Origin of the sequence: Halopenitus sp. POP-27 (assembly GCF_029889855.1) — an archaeon.
In the GTDB taxonomy this organism is placed as follows: domain Archaea; phylum Halobacteriota; class Halobacteria; order Halobacteriales; family Haloferacaceae; genus Halopenitus; species Halopenitus malekzadehii.
The window spans coordinates 15,450-32,224 of the sequence record NZ_JARANU010000011.1; the positions used below are offsets into that span (position 1 = coordinate 15,450).

General features: G+C 64.9%; 19 protein-coding genes. 14 read left to right on the forward strand and 5 right to left on the reverse strand.

Annotated elements, in window-relative coordinates; genetic code table 11:
• Window positions 1-8: 8 nt before the first annotated feature.
• Both OQF70_RS08180 and OQF70_RS08185 read right to left on the reverse strand, forming a co-directional pair.
• Window positions 9-311: a PIN domain-containing protein gene (locus OQF70_RS08180; RefSeq protein WP_280536921.1), complete on the reverse strand. Its 303-nt coding sequence runs from the start codon at window positions 309-311 to the stop codon at window positions 9-11.
• Window positions 312-418: 107 nt separating this feature from the next.
• Window positions 419-682, reverse strand: coding sequence for an AbrB/MazE/SpoVT family DNA-binding domain-containing protein (locus tag OQF70_RS08185; protein ID WP_280536922.1), 264 nt, complete (start codon window positions 680-682; stop codon window positions 419-421).
• A gap of 183 nt (window positions 683-865) precedes the next feature.
• Between OQF70_RS08185 and OQF70_RS08190 the strand changes: the two genes are divergently transcribed.
• Window positions 866-1,273, forward strand: a complete 408-nt coding sequence (locus OQF70_RS08190) for a hypothetical protein (RefSeq protein ID WP_280536923.1) — start codon at window positions 866-868, stop codon at window positions 1,271-1,273.
• Between the two features lie 202 nt (window positions 1,274-1,475).
• On the opposite strand, the gene OQF70_RS08195 is transcribed toward OQF70_RS08190, so the two are convergent.
• Entirely contained in the window at window positions 1,476-2,267 is a 792-nt protein-coding gene (locus OQF70_RS08195) for an IclR family transcriptional regulator (protein ID WP_280536924.1), read from the reverse strand.
• A 278-nt stretch (window positions 2,268-2,545) separates the two neighbouring features.
• On the opposite strand from OQF70_RS08195, the gene OQF70_RS08200 reads away from it, so the two are divergent.
• From OQF70_RS08200 to OQF70_RS08210, 3 genes are read left to right on the forward strand one after another with little or no spacing between them, the layout of a single operon-like run.
• Window positions 2,546-3,655, forward strand: coding sequence for an amidohydrolase family protein (locus OQF70_RS08200; protein ID WP_280536926.1), 1,110 nt, complete (start codon window positions 2,546-2,548; stop codon window positions 3,653-3,655).
• A 4-nt stretch (window positions 3,656-3,659) separates the two neighbouring features.
• Complete coding sequence (locus OQF70_RS08205) at window positions 3,660-4,070, forward strand: Rieske (2Fe-2S) protein (RefSeq protein ID WP_280536928.1); 411 nt, start codon at window positions 3,660-3,662, stop codon at window positions 4,068-4,070.
• 42 nt (window positions 4,071-4,112) lie between these two features.
• Window positions 4,113-4,502, forward strand: coding sequence for a hypothetical protein (locus OQF70_RS08210; protein WP_280536930.1), 390 nt, complete (start codon window positions 4,113-4,115; stop codon window positions 4,500-4,502).
• Window positions 4,503-4,616: 114 nt separating this feature from the next.
• Here OQF70_RS08210 and OQF70_RS08215 read toward each other — a convergent pair whose 3' ends face one another.
• Window positions 4,617-5,078: an aminotransferase class III-fold pyridoxal phosphate-dependent enzyme gene (locus OQF70_RS08215; RefSeq protein ID WP_321169491.1), complete on the reverse strand. Its 462-nt coding sequence runs from the start codon at window positions 5,076-5,078 to the stop codon at window positions 4,617-4,619.
• A 93-nt stretch (window positions 5,079-5,171) separates the two neighbouring features.
• On the opposite strand from OQF70_RS08215, the gene OQF70_RS08220 reads away from it, so the two are divergent.
• The 3 genes from OQF70_RS08220 (at window position 5,172) to OQF70_RS08230 (ending at window position 8,460) form a co-directional block, all read left to right on the forward strand.
• Entirely contained in the window at window positions 5,172-6,422 is a 1,251-nt protein-coding gene (locus OQF70_RS08220; protein WP_280536932.1) for an ArgE/DapE family deacylase, read from the forward strand.
• Between the two features lie 150 nt (window positions 6,423-6,572).
• Window positions 6,573-6,857 (forward strand): hypothetical protein, encoded by a 285-nt coding sequence (locus OQF70_RS08225; protein WP_280536933.1) that lies wholly within the window; start codon window positions 6,573-6,575, stop codon window positions 6,855-6,857.
• Window positions 6,858-7,074: 217 nt separating this feature from the next.
• Window positions 7,075-8,460 (forward strand): ATP-binding protein, encoded by a 1,386-nt coding sequence (locus OQF70_RS08230; RefSeq protein WP_280536934.1) that lies wholly within the window; start codon window positions 7,075-7,077, stop codon window positions 8,458-8,460.
• Between the two features lie 106 nt (window positions 8,461-8,566).
• Here OQF70_RS08230 and OQF70_RS08235 read toward each other — a convergent pair whose 3' ends face one another.
• Window positions 8,567-9,508: an alpha/beta hydrolase gene (locus OQF70_RS08235; RefSeq protein ID WP_280536935.1), complete on the reverse strand. Its 942-nt coding sequence runs from the start codon at window positions 9,506-9,508 to the stop codon at window positions 8,567-8,569.
• 118 nt (window positions 9,509-9,626) lie between these two features.
• Between OQF70_RS08235 and OQF70_RS08240 the strand changes: the two genes are divergently transcribed.
• From OQF70_RS08240 to OQF70_RS08270, 7 genes are all read left to right on the forward strand, one after another.
• Window positions 9,627-10,550 (forward strand): hypothetical protein, encoded by a 924-nt coding sequence (locus OQF70_RS08240; RefSeq protein ID WP_280536937.1) that lies wholly within the window; start codon window positions 9,627-9,629, stop codon window positions 10,548-10,550.
• Entirely contained in the window at window positions 10,547-12,013 is a 1,467-nt protein-coding gene (locus OQF70_RS08245; RefSeq protein WP_280536938.1) for a hypothetical protein, read from the forward strand. Before OQF70_RS08240 ends, OQF70_RS08245 begins: the two co-directional genes overlap by 4 nt.
• A gap of 160 nt (window positions 12,014-12,173) precedes the next feature.
• A complete protein-coding gene (locus OQF70_RS08250; protein WP_280536939.1) occupies window positions 12,174-13,247 on the forward strand; it encodes a zinc ABC transporter substrate-binding protein in 1,074 nt (357 codons plus the stop codon).
• Window positions 13,244-13,984, forward strand: a complete 741-nt coding sequence (locus OQF70_RS08255) for a metal ABC transporter ATP-binding protein (protein ID WP_280536940.1) — start codon at window positions 13,244-13,246, stop codon at window positions 13,982-13,984. Before OQF70_RS08250 ends, OQF70_RS08255 begins: the two co-directional genes overlap by 4 nt.
• A gap of 23 nt (window positions 13,985-14,007) precedes the next feature.
• Window positions 14,008-15,033: a metal ABC transporter permease gene (locus OQF70_RS08260; RefSeq protein WP_280536941.1), complete on the forward strand. Its 1,026-nt coding sequence runs from the start codon at window positions 14,008-14,010 to the stop codon at window positions 15,031-15,033.
• A gap of 104 nt (window positions 15,034-15,137) precedes the next feature.
• Window positions 15,138-15,899 carry an IclR family transcriptional regulator gene (locus OQF70_RS08265; RefSeq protein ID WP_092814904.1) on the forward strand — a complete coding sequence of 254 codons (762 nt, stop codon included), beginning with the start codon at window positions 15,138-15,140 and terminating at the stop codon, window positions 15,897-15,899.
• Window positions 15,900-16,423: 524 nt separating this feature from the next.
• Window positions 16,424-16,747 carry a hypothetical protein gene (locus OQF70_RS08270; RefSeq protein ID WP_280536942.1) on the forward strand — a complete coding sequence of 108 codons (324 nt, stop codon included), beginning with the start codon at window positions 16,424-16,426 and terminating at the stop codon, window positions 16,745-16,747.
• Window positions 16,748-16,775 lie beyond the last annotated feature (28 nt).

Here is a 16,775-nt window from a genome sequence, read left to right on the forward strand (position 1 = left end):
CAGAGCAGCTACTGTGCGTTGAGTTCTTCGTAGAAGGTTCGTGGACCAACGATATCGATCCCACGGAATGACTCCATATCGAGGAGATGGGAGTCTCCAGAAACGAGGGAGTCAACATCACCGGCAACAGCCGCTTCGAGGAACTTGTCGTCGTCAGGGTCCGGTCGGACTGCGGTGATTTCTTCGTCCGGGTCGACGAATTCCGCAAAATATCGGATCGTTTCGACTTCCTGCTGTACCTCGGTTTCGCTCATTCGAAATCGTTCGGGGTACTTAAGCAGCGTTTCGCGGGATTCCGTGAGCGTCTCCACGGAGACGACGATCTAGTACTCGTGATCGAATCCCTTGACGAGGAGTTCGTGCGGAACGCCGGTCGCTATGACGCCCGAGATGAGGACGTTCGTATCCAGAACCGCTCTCATTCCGTCGTGCTCCGTGCCTCGTGGACGAGTCGTGTCACCTCGTCTTCCGACAGGTCGATCGTCTCCGCACGCTCCTCGACGCGCTGCTGGAATTCCGCAACCGATGGCAGATCAACCTTCTTCAACACGAGACCGTATTCCGTTGGGACGACCATCAGTTTCGTTCCCTGTTCGAGACCGAATTGATCTCTGAGTTTGCTTGGAATCGTAATCTGTCCTTTCGAGGTTACCGTCGTTACTTCTGGTTCGTCAGAAGCCATCCTATACGTAAGAATTCCTTACACAACGTCTTGAATCTAGCGGTTAGTACGCAGATACATTCTCACGGCTAATTCGTCGTAACAACGAGAGACCAAGGTTGGGAGATCGCTCAATACAGGGCAAGCAGATATCGGATCACATCGGGGATACGCTATTGTATCTGGACTGTGTTGGTCGGCCGTATGAGCATCGTACGCTGGATCAAATCCGACCTGTTCAAGGAACCGACAGGCGGTCGAAGGCCGTGGTTAACCACGGCATTTGGATTACTGATGATTGGACTCGTAATCGGGGGTACGGTTGTCTCAGGGTCTTGGCTTGAACCAAAGTTCGTATTCCTCGGCTTCGCCTTCGTTGCACTAGGAACAGCTGAGACGTTGCCAGCTGACCGCGTTCGTTTAGCTGGTATACTGCGGATCTCCGCTATCTGTATGTTCTTCTCGTTCGGCGGTATCACCATCGCCTCCACACTTCGAAACAGTGAGGGGCAGGCCCAGCTAATGATGGCCTTCTATTTCGTCGTCAGTATCCTCGTTGTGATCACGTTGTACGTCGCGTGGGAATTCTGGAAAGCAGGACGCGACCAGTGATCGGCTGCCGTCAAGACGGTATAGTCCGTCCACCTCTTACTGCTGTTCACGTTTTTGATAGACACAGAGTCGTTTCGCAGGTCGTTCAAACGGGTGGTCCGGCTAGAAAAGGATGAAATAAACGTCGTGGAGCGTTCCACGTTCACAAATAATATGAATATGATATTATATACCTAAAATTCAGTATATGAATGTCCAGAGTTCACGAGTGCGCCAGATTCAACTCGAACTCGTTGACGACGCTCCGGAGGAGGTCCGGGATCTCGGTTTCGAACCGGTCGCCGCTGATCCGGTGGGTCGGCCCCGCGACCGCGAAGGCGCCGAGGACGTCGCCGTCGGGGTTGCTCACCGGAACCGCGACGGCGCGGAGGCCTTCGGTGCTCTCCTCGCTGTTGAGCGCGACGCCGCGCTCGCGGGTCGCGCGGATCTCCTCGAACAGCTCCTCGCGGTCGGTGATCGTGTGGGGCGTCGCCGCCGGCAGTCCCTGGCGGTCGATCAGCTCCGCGATCCACTGGTCGGACCGGCGCGCGAGGATCGCCTTCCCGGCGGCAGTCTGGTGGGGGTGGAAGCGGCGTCCGACGCGGCCCCGCGAGTAGACGCCGCCGTGGCTCACCTCGCGGTACACCACCACGGCGTGGCCCCGCTCCTCGACCGCGAACTGCGCGCTCTCGCCGGTCTCGTCGGCAAGTTCGCGGAGTTTGTGTTTGATCCGCGCCGACCCGGGTATTCGTGATCGAACGTGTGCGCCGAGATCGAGGTAGCGAAGCCCGAGCGCGTACTCGTCGCCGTCCTTGGTCACGAAGTCGTGTTTGGCCAACGACCGGAGGTGCTTGTGGACCGAGCTCTTCGAAAGCCCGGTCGCATCGGCCAGCTCCGTGACGCCGGCGCCGTCGAGGTCCTGCAGGGCTGTCACGATGGCGAACGACGTGTCGATGCTCCCGATCGTCGATCCATCGCTTTCGGGCCCTATTCCGCCTGGTTTCCACTCGTTCATCGATATCGAGTATGTCGTCCGGGATCAGTAAAGATTTCGGATCGAGAAACGAAATCCAAGTCCGTTTCTCAAGAGGACACACGATCGAGGGCGGCCGGAATGGATTCTCGCCGAACGGGATGGAATCCCGTTCGCGATTTTCGCCCGGTCATCGGGTCCGTTCGTGGGGTTGAGTATTCGATCAGCTCCCGATTTCGGCGGTTTCACGGCCTCGATCGTCGTTTCTCGATCCCTAATCCGATCCGGGTATAAATGCGTCCCCGCAGACGGATCGATCGATGGCTTCGGCAACACCCGATCAGGTCCGGTCGCTCGACGACCTCGGAACGATCGTCGACACGGACTTTCACCTGACTGAACGGCAGGAGGACATCTTCCCGTACCTCGAGAGCCCGTTCGACGAGATGCTCACGTCCGCTAGTGGCGACGATTACGGCTATCTCGGCCGTGTCTATCCGGCCACCGGAATGGTCTATTCGGTGACGATGGGGAAGGCCGACTCCGAGACGGTTCGGACGCGCGAGGACGTCCTCGCCGGCAAGGAGTTCATCGGCTGGGATGCGGCGATCGCGACGCCGACCCAGAACCTCTATCTGGGGGCGGTCCACCACGACGACCTCGCCGCCGGGCTCGCGACCGCCTACAACAACTGGCTGCTCGACGAGATCGTGGACACGGACGAGGGCATCTACGGGGCGGCGATCGTCGCGCCCCAAAAGCCCGTCAAGGCTGCCGAGGAGGTTGATCGCCGCGCCGACGAGGACGGAATCGCCGCCGTGATGATCCCGAGCGGCTCGGTCGATCCCACGCTCGGGAACGAGCGGTATTACCCCCTCTACGAGGCCTGCGAGCGCGCCGGGCTCCCGATCAAGATGCACAACGCCGGTGGGACGATGATGACCCGGTTCCCGTCGACGTGGAAGTCGATGTCACGGGCACTCCCGGTGCACGCGACCTCGCACAATATGATGCACCAGACGAACCTCGCGGACATGTTGACCCAGGGCGTTCCCGTGCGCTTCCCCGATCTCGAGTTCGTGGTGCAGGAGTCCGGACTCGGGTGGTATCCCTACTTCATGCGCCGGATGGACCACGACTATATGGGCGCGAAGTGGGACGCCCCGATGCTCGAGAAGCTCCCCAGCGAGTACCTCGACGACCAGTTCTACCTCACGAGCCAGCCGGTCGAGGGCGCCGACGACCCGCAGTACCTCAACGCGGTGATGCGGCTCTTCGACGGGGACGAGAACCTCATGTTCTCCTCGGATTATCCCCACTTCGACTTCGACGACACCGACGCGCTGTTGCGCATCCTCCGGTCGGAGTTCGACGGGCAGGCGCTCCGGAACGTCTACGGCGAGACCGCCACCGAGGTCTACGATTTTTGAACTGATGACGGACCACACACCCATTTCGACCGGCACGGACGGACCGATCGAGGCGGATGAGCATAGCGACCGCCATCGCGTGGCGGCCGCGGCGGACCTCCCGCCGGGTGACCGCGTCGTCGTCGACGTCGAGGGACGCGAAGTCGCCGTGTTCAACGTCGACGGCGAGTACCACGCCCTCTCGAACTACTGCCCCCACCAGGGCGGCCCCGCCTGTGAGGGGCTGGTGAGCGGAACGCTCGAGGTCGACGGGGACGACGAGCTGGTCTGGGACCGCGCCGGCGAGATCGTCGCGTGTCCCTGGCACGGCTGGGAGTTCGACGTGACTGACGGCCACCACACCGCAAGCGATCGCTACCGGCTCCCGGTCTACGAGGCCTATGCCGAGGACGGCGACGTCTATCTCGAGCTGTGACGGCGGGTGGTCATTCATATTTGATATCCTTCATATAGTATGATGGAGAATCGACATATCGGGGCGTACGATCCGACCGACGAGGACCCGTATGCGGACGTCGACGTCGAGGAGCTGCCGGCCTGGTGGCGACGCGCGATCGCGGATCACGACCCGGATCACGACCCGGTCGACGGCCCGACCTACCTGCCGGCACGCTTCGCCGACGGAACGATCGTACAGCCGGTCATCGATCGTCTCGAGGCGACGTTCGACGTCGACGTCACGCTCGTCGGGGTCGGCGTTCGCCACGGCGATCCGTGGACGGTTCGGGTCGACGGTCGGGACGTCGCGCCGGTGGATCGCGAGCGAACGCGTGCGGGCGAGACGCGCTACGGTATCACGGCCGATCGGTTCGAGGCGATCGTCGCGGACGCGATCGAGACGGGGTAGCTGCGGCGGTCGGCTGGGCGGGACGATCGCGGCGGTCGGCAAGGCGAGACGATCGCGACGTCCGGGTCGGCGACGACGACCGCCGCGATCGATGAGGGGGAACGGCTGTAGCGGTCAGTCCGCTCGACTAGGCGTCGCGTCTGCTGCGACGTCCTCGATCGCGTCGTCGAGCAGGTCGACCGCGATGTCGAGTTCGCGCTCGCGGACGTCGAGCGGCGGCAGGAGTCGGAGGGTCGTGTGGCCACAGCCCAGCGTGAGCAGTCCGCGTTGGAGCGCCGCGTCGATCACGTCCTCGCGTCGCTGCTTGGTGTCGAACTCGATCGCGGTCATCAGTCCAAGCCCGCGCGCGTTGACGACGGCTTCGGGATGTGCCGCCTGAGTTCGGTGAGCTGATCGTGGAATCGATCGCCCATCCGTTCCGCGTGTGAGACCAGGTCGTGCTCGCGGATCACGCCGAGGGTCACCGCACCCTGGATCGAGGCGATGACGTCGCCGGCGTCCCACGCTCGGTTCGGCCGTCTCTCGTTGCAGACGTCGATCTACTCGGTCACGATATTTAAGAGAGGACTCCGTCACCGTCCGACCGTTCCATCCCTGCTATGATCCCTGCCACGGTCCCCACAGCCCCCGTCGAAACGGTTATGCTGCGAGCTTTGAAACCGCTACCCGATGCGGAACCGCCACGACGACCTGCGCGAGACGATCGAGACGCTCGTGTCGTACCCGAGCGTCCCCGGTGAGGAGGAAGGAGTACAGCGGTGGCTGGCCGGCACGCTGGAGTCGCTCGGGTTCGAGACCTACGAGTGGGAGCCCGACCCCGAGGTCCTGGCGGCCCACGAGTCGTTCCCCGCGATCGAGACGCTGGATCTCGCGGACCGTCCGAGCGTCGCCGGCGTCCTCGAGCTCGGCGATCCGGACGCCGGCCCGACGGTCGTCCTGAACGGCCACGCGGACGTGGTCCCGGTCACCGAGTCCGACTGGACGAGCGACCCGTTCACGGTTCGGGCCGACGGGGACACGCTCTACGGCCGCGGGGTGCTCGACATGAAGAGCGGCCTCGCGCTGAACGTCTTCGCGGCGCGGGCGGTCGCGGACCGCGCCGCCGAGTCCGAGGACCTGGACGGCCGGATCGTGGTCGAGAGCGTGGCCGGCGAGGAGGAGGGTGGCATCGGCGCGGCCGTCGCCGCCCGGCGAAACCCCTACCCCTTCGAGCGTGACGCCGCGATCGTCACCGAGCCGAGCAGCTTCGACGCGGTCGTCGCCGCGGAGGGGTCCCTGATGATGCGGCTGCACATCTTCGGCAAGTCCGCACACGCCGCCCAGACCTGGGAGGGCGAGTCGGTGTTGCCCCACTTCGAGCGCATCCGGCGGGCGTTTCTGGACCTCGAGGCCGAGCGCTGTGACCGGGTCACCCATCCCCTGTATGCGGACTACGAGACGCCGTGGCCGGTCAACTTTGGGACGGTGGAAGCCGGCAACTGGGCCTCCAGCGTGCCGGCCGAGCTCACCGCCGAGATCCGGATCGGCGTCGCGCCTCACGAGACGGTGGCGGCGGTCGAAGCCGAGTTCCGCGACCGGCTGCAGGCGGTCGTCGACGACGACGCGTGGCTGTGCGATCACCCGCCCGAGTTCGAGCGGTTCTCGGTGCAGTTCGAGGGGTCGGAGATCGACCCCGAGGAGCCGATCGTCGACGCCGTCCGGTCGGCCGCAGCCGACCACGGGGTCGAGGCACCGGTCGCGGGGTTCACCGGCGGAACGGACGCGCGACACTTCATCGACGCGGGCATCCCGGCGGTCGTCTTCGGTCCCGGCGATCTCGCGACCGCCCATCAGCCCGACGAGCGGATCGCCTGGAGCGACGTGCAAACCGGACGGTCGATCGTCGCCGACGCCGTGGAACGGTTCCTGCGGGAGTACTGAGGAGGACACGATCGGGTCCTCGGTGACGGGACGTCATTCCCGGCGGAACGAACGTCACGTTCGGCATCGGAGCGTCCCGATCGTACATCCAATGAGTGCGCCCTGATCGTACATCCACAGACCCTTACGTGCCGCCGGCCAGATGCACGTATGGCAGCCACCGAGACGTACACCGTGACCGGACCGGATGGCGACGAGGACACCGTCGAGCTCCCCGCGGGGCTCGTCGATCTGATGGCTGAGCAGGGTGAACAGCCGACGCGCGTCGTGACCGACGTGCTGGTGCAGGTGATGGCCCAGCAGGCCCACGCGTTCGCCCATCACGCCGAGGGCGAGGTTCCCGAGGACATCCGCGAGATCAACGAGACCGCCGAGGAACTGTTCGAGGAGCGGTTCGGGCAGTCCCTCGAGGACGCGCTCGGCCACTCGCACTAACTGGCGATCTCGGACCGACCAGATCGATCCCGGTCGATCGATCCCGGATATATCGACTTCCTTTTACTTTCGAAGTAACCGTAAAATACTCCCGTCTAAGACACCAATGACTGCGATAGCGTATTCCTCAACGAATCTGAGGTTCGCACACGGCAATGAATTCGCTACCAGCGCCCGAAACCACTAAGTCATTATCTGGATAATCATTATCCAGAGTATGACCTTCTATGACCGAGACGACGAACTTGATGCGCTCGCATCCGCGTTTGATTCACCCGGGTACGCGTTCTTTGTCATCTACGGACGCCGTCGTGTCGGGAAAACGGAACTGATCAAAGCGTTCTGCTCTGAGCGGCCGCACATCTATTTCTTGGCAGCACAGGAAGCCGAAGAACGGCAACGCGAAAAGTTCGTTGAGCGGGTTGCTAACTACTTCGGAGATCGGGTTCCGCGCATCGATGGGTGGGACGATGCCTTCGCCTATCTCGGAGAGAAAACCGACACTGAAGACATGATCGTCGCTATCGACGAATTCCCCTACCTCGTCGATGAGAACGACTCGCTGCCATCGTACGTCCAAGGATTCGTCGACGAGCACCTCCAAGAGACGAATTCGATGTTGATTCTCTGTGGGTCGAGCGTGAGTACGATGGAATCAACAGTGCTTGGCCACGAGAGTCCACTATACGGCCGTCGAACCGGACAACTCGACGTGACACCCTTCTCGTTTGGGCAGGCACGAGAGGTCATTTCGTACGACATAGCGGATGCAATTCGCTCGTACGCGATCACCGGCGGCACGCCGATGTATCTCACTCTCTTCGACTATGAGAAATCTCTCCGCGAGAACGTCCAGTCACATATCTTGGCTCCGTCTTCGATGCTGTACAATGAACCAGGATTCCTGCTTCGAACGGAACTGCGAAACCCTGCCCGGTACATAAGTATTCTTGAAGCAGTCGCGCTGGGACACACGACGCCGAATGAGATCGCTGGCGCAACCGGTATTGATTCGGGACCGCTGTCGAAATATCTACAGACACTTCGACAGCTTCGGCTTGTTGACCGGGAAGTACCAGTGACCGCGTCCGCCAAGAAGTCGAAACGCTCGCGGTACCGCGTCGCCGACGAGTTTCTTCGCTTCTGGTTTCGGTACGTTGAGCCGAATCGCTCCAGTATCGAAGAGGCTCCGGATATCGTATACCAAGGTACCATTGAACCGAATCTTCCGGATCACGTCGCAACAACGTTCGAAGATATTTGCCAGGAGGCTGTATGGGAACTTGTCCGCCAGGGTGACTTTGCACCGTACTCCGAAGTCGGGCGCTGGTGGTACGGTGAGGACGAGATCGATATCGTCGGCCTTGCTCCGAATGATGATCGAATCCTGTTCGCTGAATGTAAATGGACGTCAGAACCGGTTGGAGAGTCACTCGCCAATGATCTTCGTCAAAAGGCGGACAACGTCCGGTGGGGCTCCGGTGACCGTGAGGAACAGTTCGCGCTGTTCTCCAAAAGCGGCTTCGTAGATGGGTTATCAGGGGGTCTCGATTCCAACTGGTCGCTCATTGACTTGGATACACCCGATCGGCTCTTTTCGTAGAAGATGAGTGAGAATCCTGCTGTCTCTTGGTCGAACTCGGCACAGCCGCCAGTTCGACCGGCACCCACAACCCCTCGACGGCCACTCACAAGGACTCGACGGCCACTCACGAGTGTACCGACTGCTCACAGAGGGCGGTCGGTCCCGCTCGCGTGAGCGTTCGAAGATGGTCGGCTCCCTCCAGTACCCGGATCTCGGCGGTTGCAAGCGCCTGCGAGAACCGGCGAACGTCGGCGATCGACGCGTTCGTGTCGGCGTCGCCGTGTCGGAACCGTACGTCGATATCCGCCTCGACGAGCCGATCGAGGGGGATCCCCCATTCGGCGGCGGTGGTTCGGAACTCGGTCACGACCCCGGATCGGGAGCGAGCGACCGCCTCGAGCAGGTCCGCTTTCACGATCGCCGCGACGTCGTCGGGGACCGGCTCGTCGACGGCGTCGGACGTGTATCGCGATGTCGCGGCGGCCGGCGATCGGCGCTCGATGACCCACGCGTCCGCTCGGAGGACTGAGCCGAGCACCGACGGTGCCCGCCGCGCCAGTCCCGCGAGCAGCCGGGGTGCGCTCGACCGCGAATCGGAGAACCGAGGGGGAGCGATCCCGGCGATCACGTCCACCCGATCGACCCGATCGGGGTGGGTGGCCGCGGTCGCGAGCGCGTGGGCGCTCCCGCCGGAAAACCCGACGAGTCCCGCGGTCTCGATCCCGACCGCGTCGAGCACCGCGATCGCGTTCGCCCCGGCGTCGCGAACCGTCCGGTCGGGCTGCGGGTCGGACCGACCGTACCCGGGTCTGTCGAACGCGATGAGCCGAATCCCGTGTTCCGTGGCTGCCGGCTCGAGGAGCGTGGCGAGCAGGCGTGACCCCGGCGTCCCGTGGAAGAACAGCACCGGCGTTCCGTCCGGATCGCCGTATTCGGCGTGCGCGATCCGCCGGCTGCCGTCCACGAGAACGGTCCCGGCGTCCGCTTTCGTCGCTGTTCCGGTCGATGGCGTCGACGACGCCGCTGGTACCGTCGCCGATCGCGGTGTGGAGGGCTGCGTCGGCATCGATCCGGAGAGTACGGTCAACCGATTGAAATCGGTGCCGGAACGACTCGGATCCTCCTCCATCCGGCAGGGGCGGAAGCACAACCCCTTTGTCGCTCTCCCGTCGAATTCCGCCGGTATGTCCCCGTCGCGACGTCGCCTCCTCCGACACGCGCTCTCCGGCATCGCACTCGGGGTCGGAACCGCGGGTTGTCTCGACGCCTCCGACCCCGGATCGACGCCGGATCGTCCAAATGGCCCGGATCCAAGCTCCGGAACCGAGGCCGATCCGCCCGTTCGAACGCCCCGAAACCCCGGGGGTCAGTCCGTCCTCCGCGAGGCTTCCGCCACTGAAACCGCGTCGACCGGGAGTCGGGACGAAGATGGAACCAGAACCGAAACCGGGAGCTCCTCGCAGCCCGCCGCTGGCGGCCCACCCGCCGGCGCGGTCCCTGGAGCGATCCGACAGGAACTCATCGTCGACGCCGACCGCGTCGCCGAGATCGCGTTCGCGGATGGCGTGCCCGCCGAGGCCGCCGCGTCGGCGCGGTCGTTCCTCGCGGCCACCGACTTCGAGACGCAGTCGGTGTTCTTCAGGACGCTCGGGATCGAGTCCTGCGAGCGGTATCGGATCCACTCGGTCTCCTGGGAGCAGGACCACGTCGAGTTCGAGTACTGTCGCGAGCTCCGGCCGCCCGACCGGTCGTGTACCGCCGACACGTGGGACGCGGTCGGGCTGTTCATCCGACTCCCGGTCACCTTTCGCTCGCCGACGGCGCTGTCCGGTTCCGGCGCCAGCGGCCGGTCCCCGTGTCGTGACGTCGACACGACGTACGATCGCCTCGACGCGAACGCCACCGTCGAGGGATCCCCGGTCGTCGTCGACTCCGACGCCGACTCGACCGACCGCAGTCCTGCTGGCTCCGACCCGACCGACTCCGCGACCGTGACCGTGGGCACGTCCACCACGACGGACACGCCCGACGCGTCCGAGACGACGGCGCCCGCCGCGTCCAACACGTCCGACGCGTCCGGCACGTCCGATGGGGGTGACGGCTCGTGACCGCTCCGGATCGATCGCGCCGCTCCGTGCTCTCCGGGATCGGATCCGCGGCGATCGGGGCGCTCTGTGCCGCCGGATCGACCTCGGTCGCCGGCTGTACCGAGCGATCGAACCGGTCCGTCTGGGACGACCCGCCGGCGTTCGATCCGGCTGGGCTGGGATCGGTTCGGGAGGCGTCGGCCCCCGATCGTCCCGCGCTCGTGCCGGTCCCCTTCGATCCCGACGTCGCCGACCGGTTTCGAGACCGGACGCGATCGCTTCTGGCCCCGATCCCCGACCCACTGTCCGCCGACACGCTGCCGAACGGCGCGGTTAGGGGCCGGATCCGTGAGAAACGGGCCGCGGCTCGCTCGGCGCTGGCCGACCACGAGCGACTGCGCGAGCGGCGCTCGCCGCCGCCGGCGCTCTCGGTCACGGACCGGCTCGTGGCTGCTCGCGGACACGCTGCGGAGGCGGTGGGCACGTGGGCGGCGGTCACCGAGCACGGCGCGCCAGCGGACGTGACGCGGTCCGTGGACGCGACCCTCGGGACGATCGAGTCGTTCGGCGGGACGCTGCCGGGGCCGGCACGAACCGTCCACGAGGGGGTCGCCGTCTATGGGGCGATCGAACGCTGGCTCGACGTGGCGCGGCGATCGACGCTCGTTCCCGGCACCGACACGGTCGCGGGGGCCGCGAACCCGCTCCGAACCGGGTCGATCGTCGGCGACGTCGAGACCGTCCAAGCGCGGATCGACGCCGGTCGTCACCTCCGGGATCGGTACACCGCGCTCCCCGCCGTGGCCGAGGACGGTTCGTCCGACGGCGTGTCTGCGGACGCGGTCGAAACGGCCATCGTGGACGCCCTCGAGACGCTCGCGCCACGGATCGAGGACCGACTTCTCGAACTCCACGGCGCCGACGCGCCCGAGGAGCTCGAGCATCCGATCCGCTATCCGGACGCGGACGTCTACCGGGAGCGGACCTCGTTGCCGCGGGACGCGCCGAGCGTCCGGCTCCTCTCGCGGCGGATGGGCGAGTTCTTCGACGAGGCACGGTTCGACCCGATCGCGTTGCCGGGCTTCTCGACGACCCATCCCGCGACCCGGCTGCGACGGACCCACCGGACCCTCGCCCATCTCGAGGCGTTCGACGTGCTGGGCGAGCATCTGGCGGCCGGCGAACCGTTCCTGCCGGCGGACGGCGCCAAGATACGGTCGGCACGTGAAGGCGCGATCAACGCGATCGAGTCGATCGCGTCGTCCGAGGCGCCGCTGGACCGGTGGCTGGCTCGTCGCCTGGTTGGAAGCCTCGATCGGGCGGATGAGCGCCTGGCCGACGCGACCGAGGCGCGCGTAGACGCCGATCCCTCCACGGACGATCTCCGGCCGATCGCCGACGTCTACGCGGAGTATCGGTGGATCGGGATCCTCGTGGGAACCGTTCCGGGTGCGACCGCGACCGTCGCGGACGCGCTCGCGTGATCGCCATACACGTGCTTCTACGCGGTACACGTGTGCGTCGTCGACGCCGACCTCGCGGCGATCGGCCGGAGACGACCGCGTCAACCGACACGTCCCGGTGTTATTAACTCCAACCTAGAAAATAATAACTCTCTTAAGCGAAGACGCCGTACCGGGAGGTATGAGACACACACGACGGGACCTCCTGACCGGGGCTGCGGGCGTGCTTGCGGCATCCGCCACCGCCGGATGTACCGGTCAACTCCGTCAGATCGCCGGCGATCGAGAGCTCGAGGAGGGGGGATACGCCGCCTTCTTCACGCTGTCCGACTTCGCGAGTCACGTCGGTGGCGAGACGTTCCCCATCGAGAACCCGATCCCGGCGGGAACGATGGGCCACGCCTACGAGGCCGGCCCGGAGCTGGCGACGGAGGTGGCCTCCCACCGGCTGTTCGTCTACCTCGACATCGATGGGTTTCAGCGATGGGCGCTGGACGCGGCAGCCACCATCGAGCGGGACTACCCCGAGGTCGAACTGGTCGACGCCCTCGACGGGATCGACCTGCTCGCGGCCGACGCGGATCACGCCCACGAGGACGACGAGGATCACGATGCCGACGGTGACCACGATGGATCCGGGACCGCCCACGACGAAACCGACGATCACGACCATACCGAAACCGACGATCACGACCACGGCGCCGCCGATCGGGAGGGCGTGGACCCCCACTACTGGACCGACCCCGTCCGCGCGTCACGGAGCGTCGAGAACGTCCGAGCCGGACTCGAGGCCGCGGATCCGGACACCGCCGACGTCTACGCCGAGAACGCCGAGGCGTACCGAAACCGGCTCGAGGACGTTCACACGACCTTCCAGGAGGGACTGGCCGACCGCGCCCACGAGACGGTCGTCCTCGCGGGGCACAACTCCTACCGGTATCTCGCGGACCGGTACGGCTTCACCGTGCATTCCCCGCAGGGAGTCTCCCCGCACGCGGAGCCGAGCCAGGACGAGATTTCGGCGACGGTCGACCTCGTCGACCGGGAGGGGATCGACGTGATCCTTGCCGACCACTTCGGATCGAACGACCTGGCGGACACGATCGTCCGCGAATCGACCGCCTCGGAGGTGCGGGAGGTCTCGCCGGCGGAGGGGACGACCGCCGAATGGAACGACCGCGGCTGGGGCTACATCGAACAGCTGACCGAGATCACCCTGCCGGCCCTGCAAGCCGGGTTGGGAGTCGACGGATGAGCGCGGTCGCCGCCGCCCGGGACGTCACGTTTCGCTACGGCGACACCGTCGCGATCGAGGACGTCTCCCTCGAGGTCGAGGCGGGCGAGTTCCTCGGGCTCATCGGGCCGAACGGCTCCGGAAAGACGACGCTGTTGCATCTGCTTCTTGGGCTCAAGGAGCCCGATTCGGGCTCGATCGAGCTGTTCGGCGAGCCGGTCGCGGACTTCGAGGACGGCGGCCGGATCGGCTACGTCGCCCAGCAGGCGACCCAGCAGGGGTCGACGATGCCGGTCACCGTCGAGGAGGTCGTCGAGATGGGCCGCTATCCGCACCGCGGTGCCAGCCGGCTCACCGACGAGGACCGGGCGATCGTCCGTGACGCGATGGCCCGAGTCGACGTCGGCGACCTCCGGAACCGGCGGATCAACGCGCTCTCGGGGGGCCAGCGGCAGCGTGCCTACATCGCCCGCGCGCTCGCCTCGAAGGCGGACCTGCTCGCCCTTGACGAGCCGACCGTCGGCGTCGACGCCGAGTCGCGGGACCGGTTTTACGGGCTCCTCGACGAGCTCAACGACGACGGGATCGCGATCATCCTGATCGAACACGACATCGGGGTGGTCACCGACCGGGCCGAGCGGATCGCCTGCGTCAACCGGGAGCTGTACCACCACGGCGATACCGAATCGTTCGTCGAAAGCGACGCGCTCGAGCGCGCCTACGGAGCGACCGGAACGGTCGTCCACCACCATCACTGACGATGCCATCACCACTACTGACGATGGCCGGACACAGCACACGGCGTCGGCTGTTGCAGGCAGCGATCGCCGGCGTCGCCGGCACAACCATCCTCCTCCTGGCGTTTATGGTCAGCGATGGGCTGGCGTCTCTCGGCCTCCCCGGCGGCGGCCTCGCGGCGTACCTCGTCCTGGTCGGGCGGGCGCTCGGAGCGATCACGGGCCTCGAGCTGTTCAGCTTTCGGTTCGTCTGGTACTCGCTTGCCACCGGCGCGCTGATCGGGATCGTCGGCCCGGTCGTGGGGATCTTCATCGTCCACCGGGAGATGGCGCTGATCGGCGAGACGCTTGCACACACCGCCTTCGCGGGCGTCGCCGGCGGGTTGCTGATCGGGAGCGCGACCGGCTGGTCGGCGCCGCTGCTCGCCTCGGCGCTCGTCGCCGCCGTGATCGGTGCCCTCGCGGTCGAGTGGCTCGCCGAGCACGCCGCCGCCTACGGCGACGTGCCGATCGCGATCATGTTGACGGGGTCGTTCGCGCTCGGGACCATCATCATCTCCTGGGGCGGCGGGTTCTCCGGGCTCAACATCGAGGCGTTCCTCTTCGGCAACATCTCGTTCGTCCCGGTCGACGGCGCCTGGCTGATGGTCGTCGTCTCCGCGGTCGTCCTCGCGGCGGTCGGATCGCGGTACAAACAGCTGCTGTACGTCACCTTCGACGAGCAGGCCGCCCGGGTCGCGAGGCTGAACGTCTCCGGATACAACCGGCTGCTCATCGTGCTCACGGCGATGGTCGTCGTGGGATCGATGCAGGTGCTCGGCGTCATCCTCGTCGCGGCGATGCTCGTCGTCCCCACCGCGGCGGCCTCCCAAGTCGCCACGAGCTTCCGGGAGGCGATGGCGCTCGCCGTGCTCGTCGGCGAAACCTCGGTGATTGCCGGGCTCCTGATCGGCTACGCCTACGGGATTCCCGCCGGCGGCACCATCGTCCTGATCGCGATCGCCTGGTACGTCCTCGCGGTGGTGCTTGCGGACCACGAGATCTCGCTGTCGGCACGGTCGGCGTCGTAGCGGGAGGTCGATTCCGCCGGCCGCGGTCGCAGCCGCACGCCGAGAACGTTCGTTCTTCACGAGCGAACACAACGCTTTTTGGCGCTGCCCGCGGGGATTCGGCTATGACGGACGGCAACACGGGAACCGTGAAGTCGGTCGAGACGATGTTCGAGGTGATCGAGGTGCTCCGCAAGCGCGACGGCGCACGGGTGACGACGATCGCCGAGGAGCTCGGCCTCTCGAAGAGCGCGGTGCACAAACACCTGAGCACGCTCCGAAACCACCGGTTCGCGGTCCAGGAGGGCGACGAGTATCGGCTCGGGCTGGGGTTTTTCGGGTACGGCTCCTACGTCCGCACGCGGTACGACGTGTTCCGGAAGGCGAAGCCGCTGGTCCGCGAACTGGCCGACGAGACCGGGGAGATGGTCTGGCTCATCACCGAGGAGAACGGCATGGGGATGTACCTCTTCGGCGACGGCGGCTCGCTCGACGTCAACGTCGACTCGCTGGTCGGATCCTGGCGACACCTCCACCTCAACTCGGGCGGGAAGGCGATCCTCTCGCGACTTCCCGAGGACCGCGTCGCCGACATCGTCGATCGACACGGACTTCCACGGCGCACCGAGGCCACGATCACCGATCCCGATGCCCTCTTCGACGAGCTCGAAACCGTCCGGGAACGCGGCTATGCGCTCAATCTCGCCGAGGACATGACCGGCATCCACGCCGTCGGCGTCCCGATCATCCACCGTGACCGCGTTCGCGGCGCGCTGTCGATCGCCGGGGCCGCGAACCGGCTGACCGAGGAGCGACTCCACGAGGAGTACGCCGACCGCCTGCTCACCGCCGTCAACGACCTCGAGTTGAACCTCACCTATCGGTGAATCGATCGTCAGCCATACCGTTCGCCAATAAATAACACTCAAAAATAAAATAGAAAGTATATACTCTCATTAAAAAACGACGATCAACATCATTTTCAAGACTATTCAAATGAATGTTGGAATTTTTCGCTAATATCTGGATAGAGACGTATTCTATATATTTCTCATAAGAGAACAAAATTCACCGACCGAATCGTCCCGCCCGCCATATTTATTACAAATATACTACTGTAATTACAATGGAATAACACGATCGGCGGGACCCGGATGGACGCGTCTCCGGGGTGAGCGGATGATGGACGACGCGTGATATGACACGAACCCATCGGTAGATCTGTTCTCTTTCAGAGAATTTTATAAGTATTTCGAGCGTCTCGCGGGCCATCGATCGTCGATCCGGACGCGTACCGGCCACCACGGCGTCGACAGCACCGCGAGATCTCGTTCCGGCGCTCCCCGTCGAACCACGGGCCGCGTTCGCGTCCACCGTAGGGATTTAGGTACCCGGGGATCGATCGATGGATATGGTCACCGGAGCCAACCTCGAGAACGCCGCCGAATCACGTACAGACCTGCCGGACGCCGACGAGGTGTACGACCGCGAGGAATCGATCCCGCTGTCGGCGCTGTTCGACGACGCGTTCGTCACGGAACACACCGATTTCGAGACGTTCGACGACCTGGTCGCGGCCAGCCCCTCGGAGGCGACGAGCGGCGCCGACCTCGGCGAGGTCTCAAGCGGCACCTGGGACGCGTTCGTCGCGGAACACACGGACTTCGCCGACGAGGAAGCGTTCGTGATGGCCGCCCGGGATAACTGGGTCGCGAAGAAGCTCGATCTCGAGTAGCTGACCGCGACCGATCCGTCCTGGATCG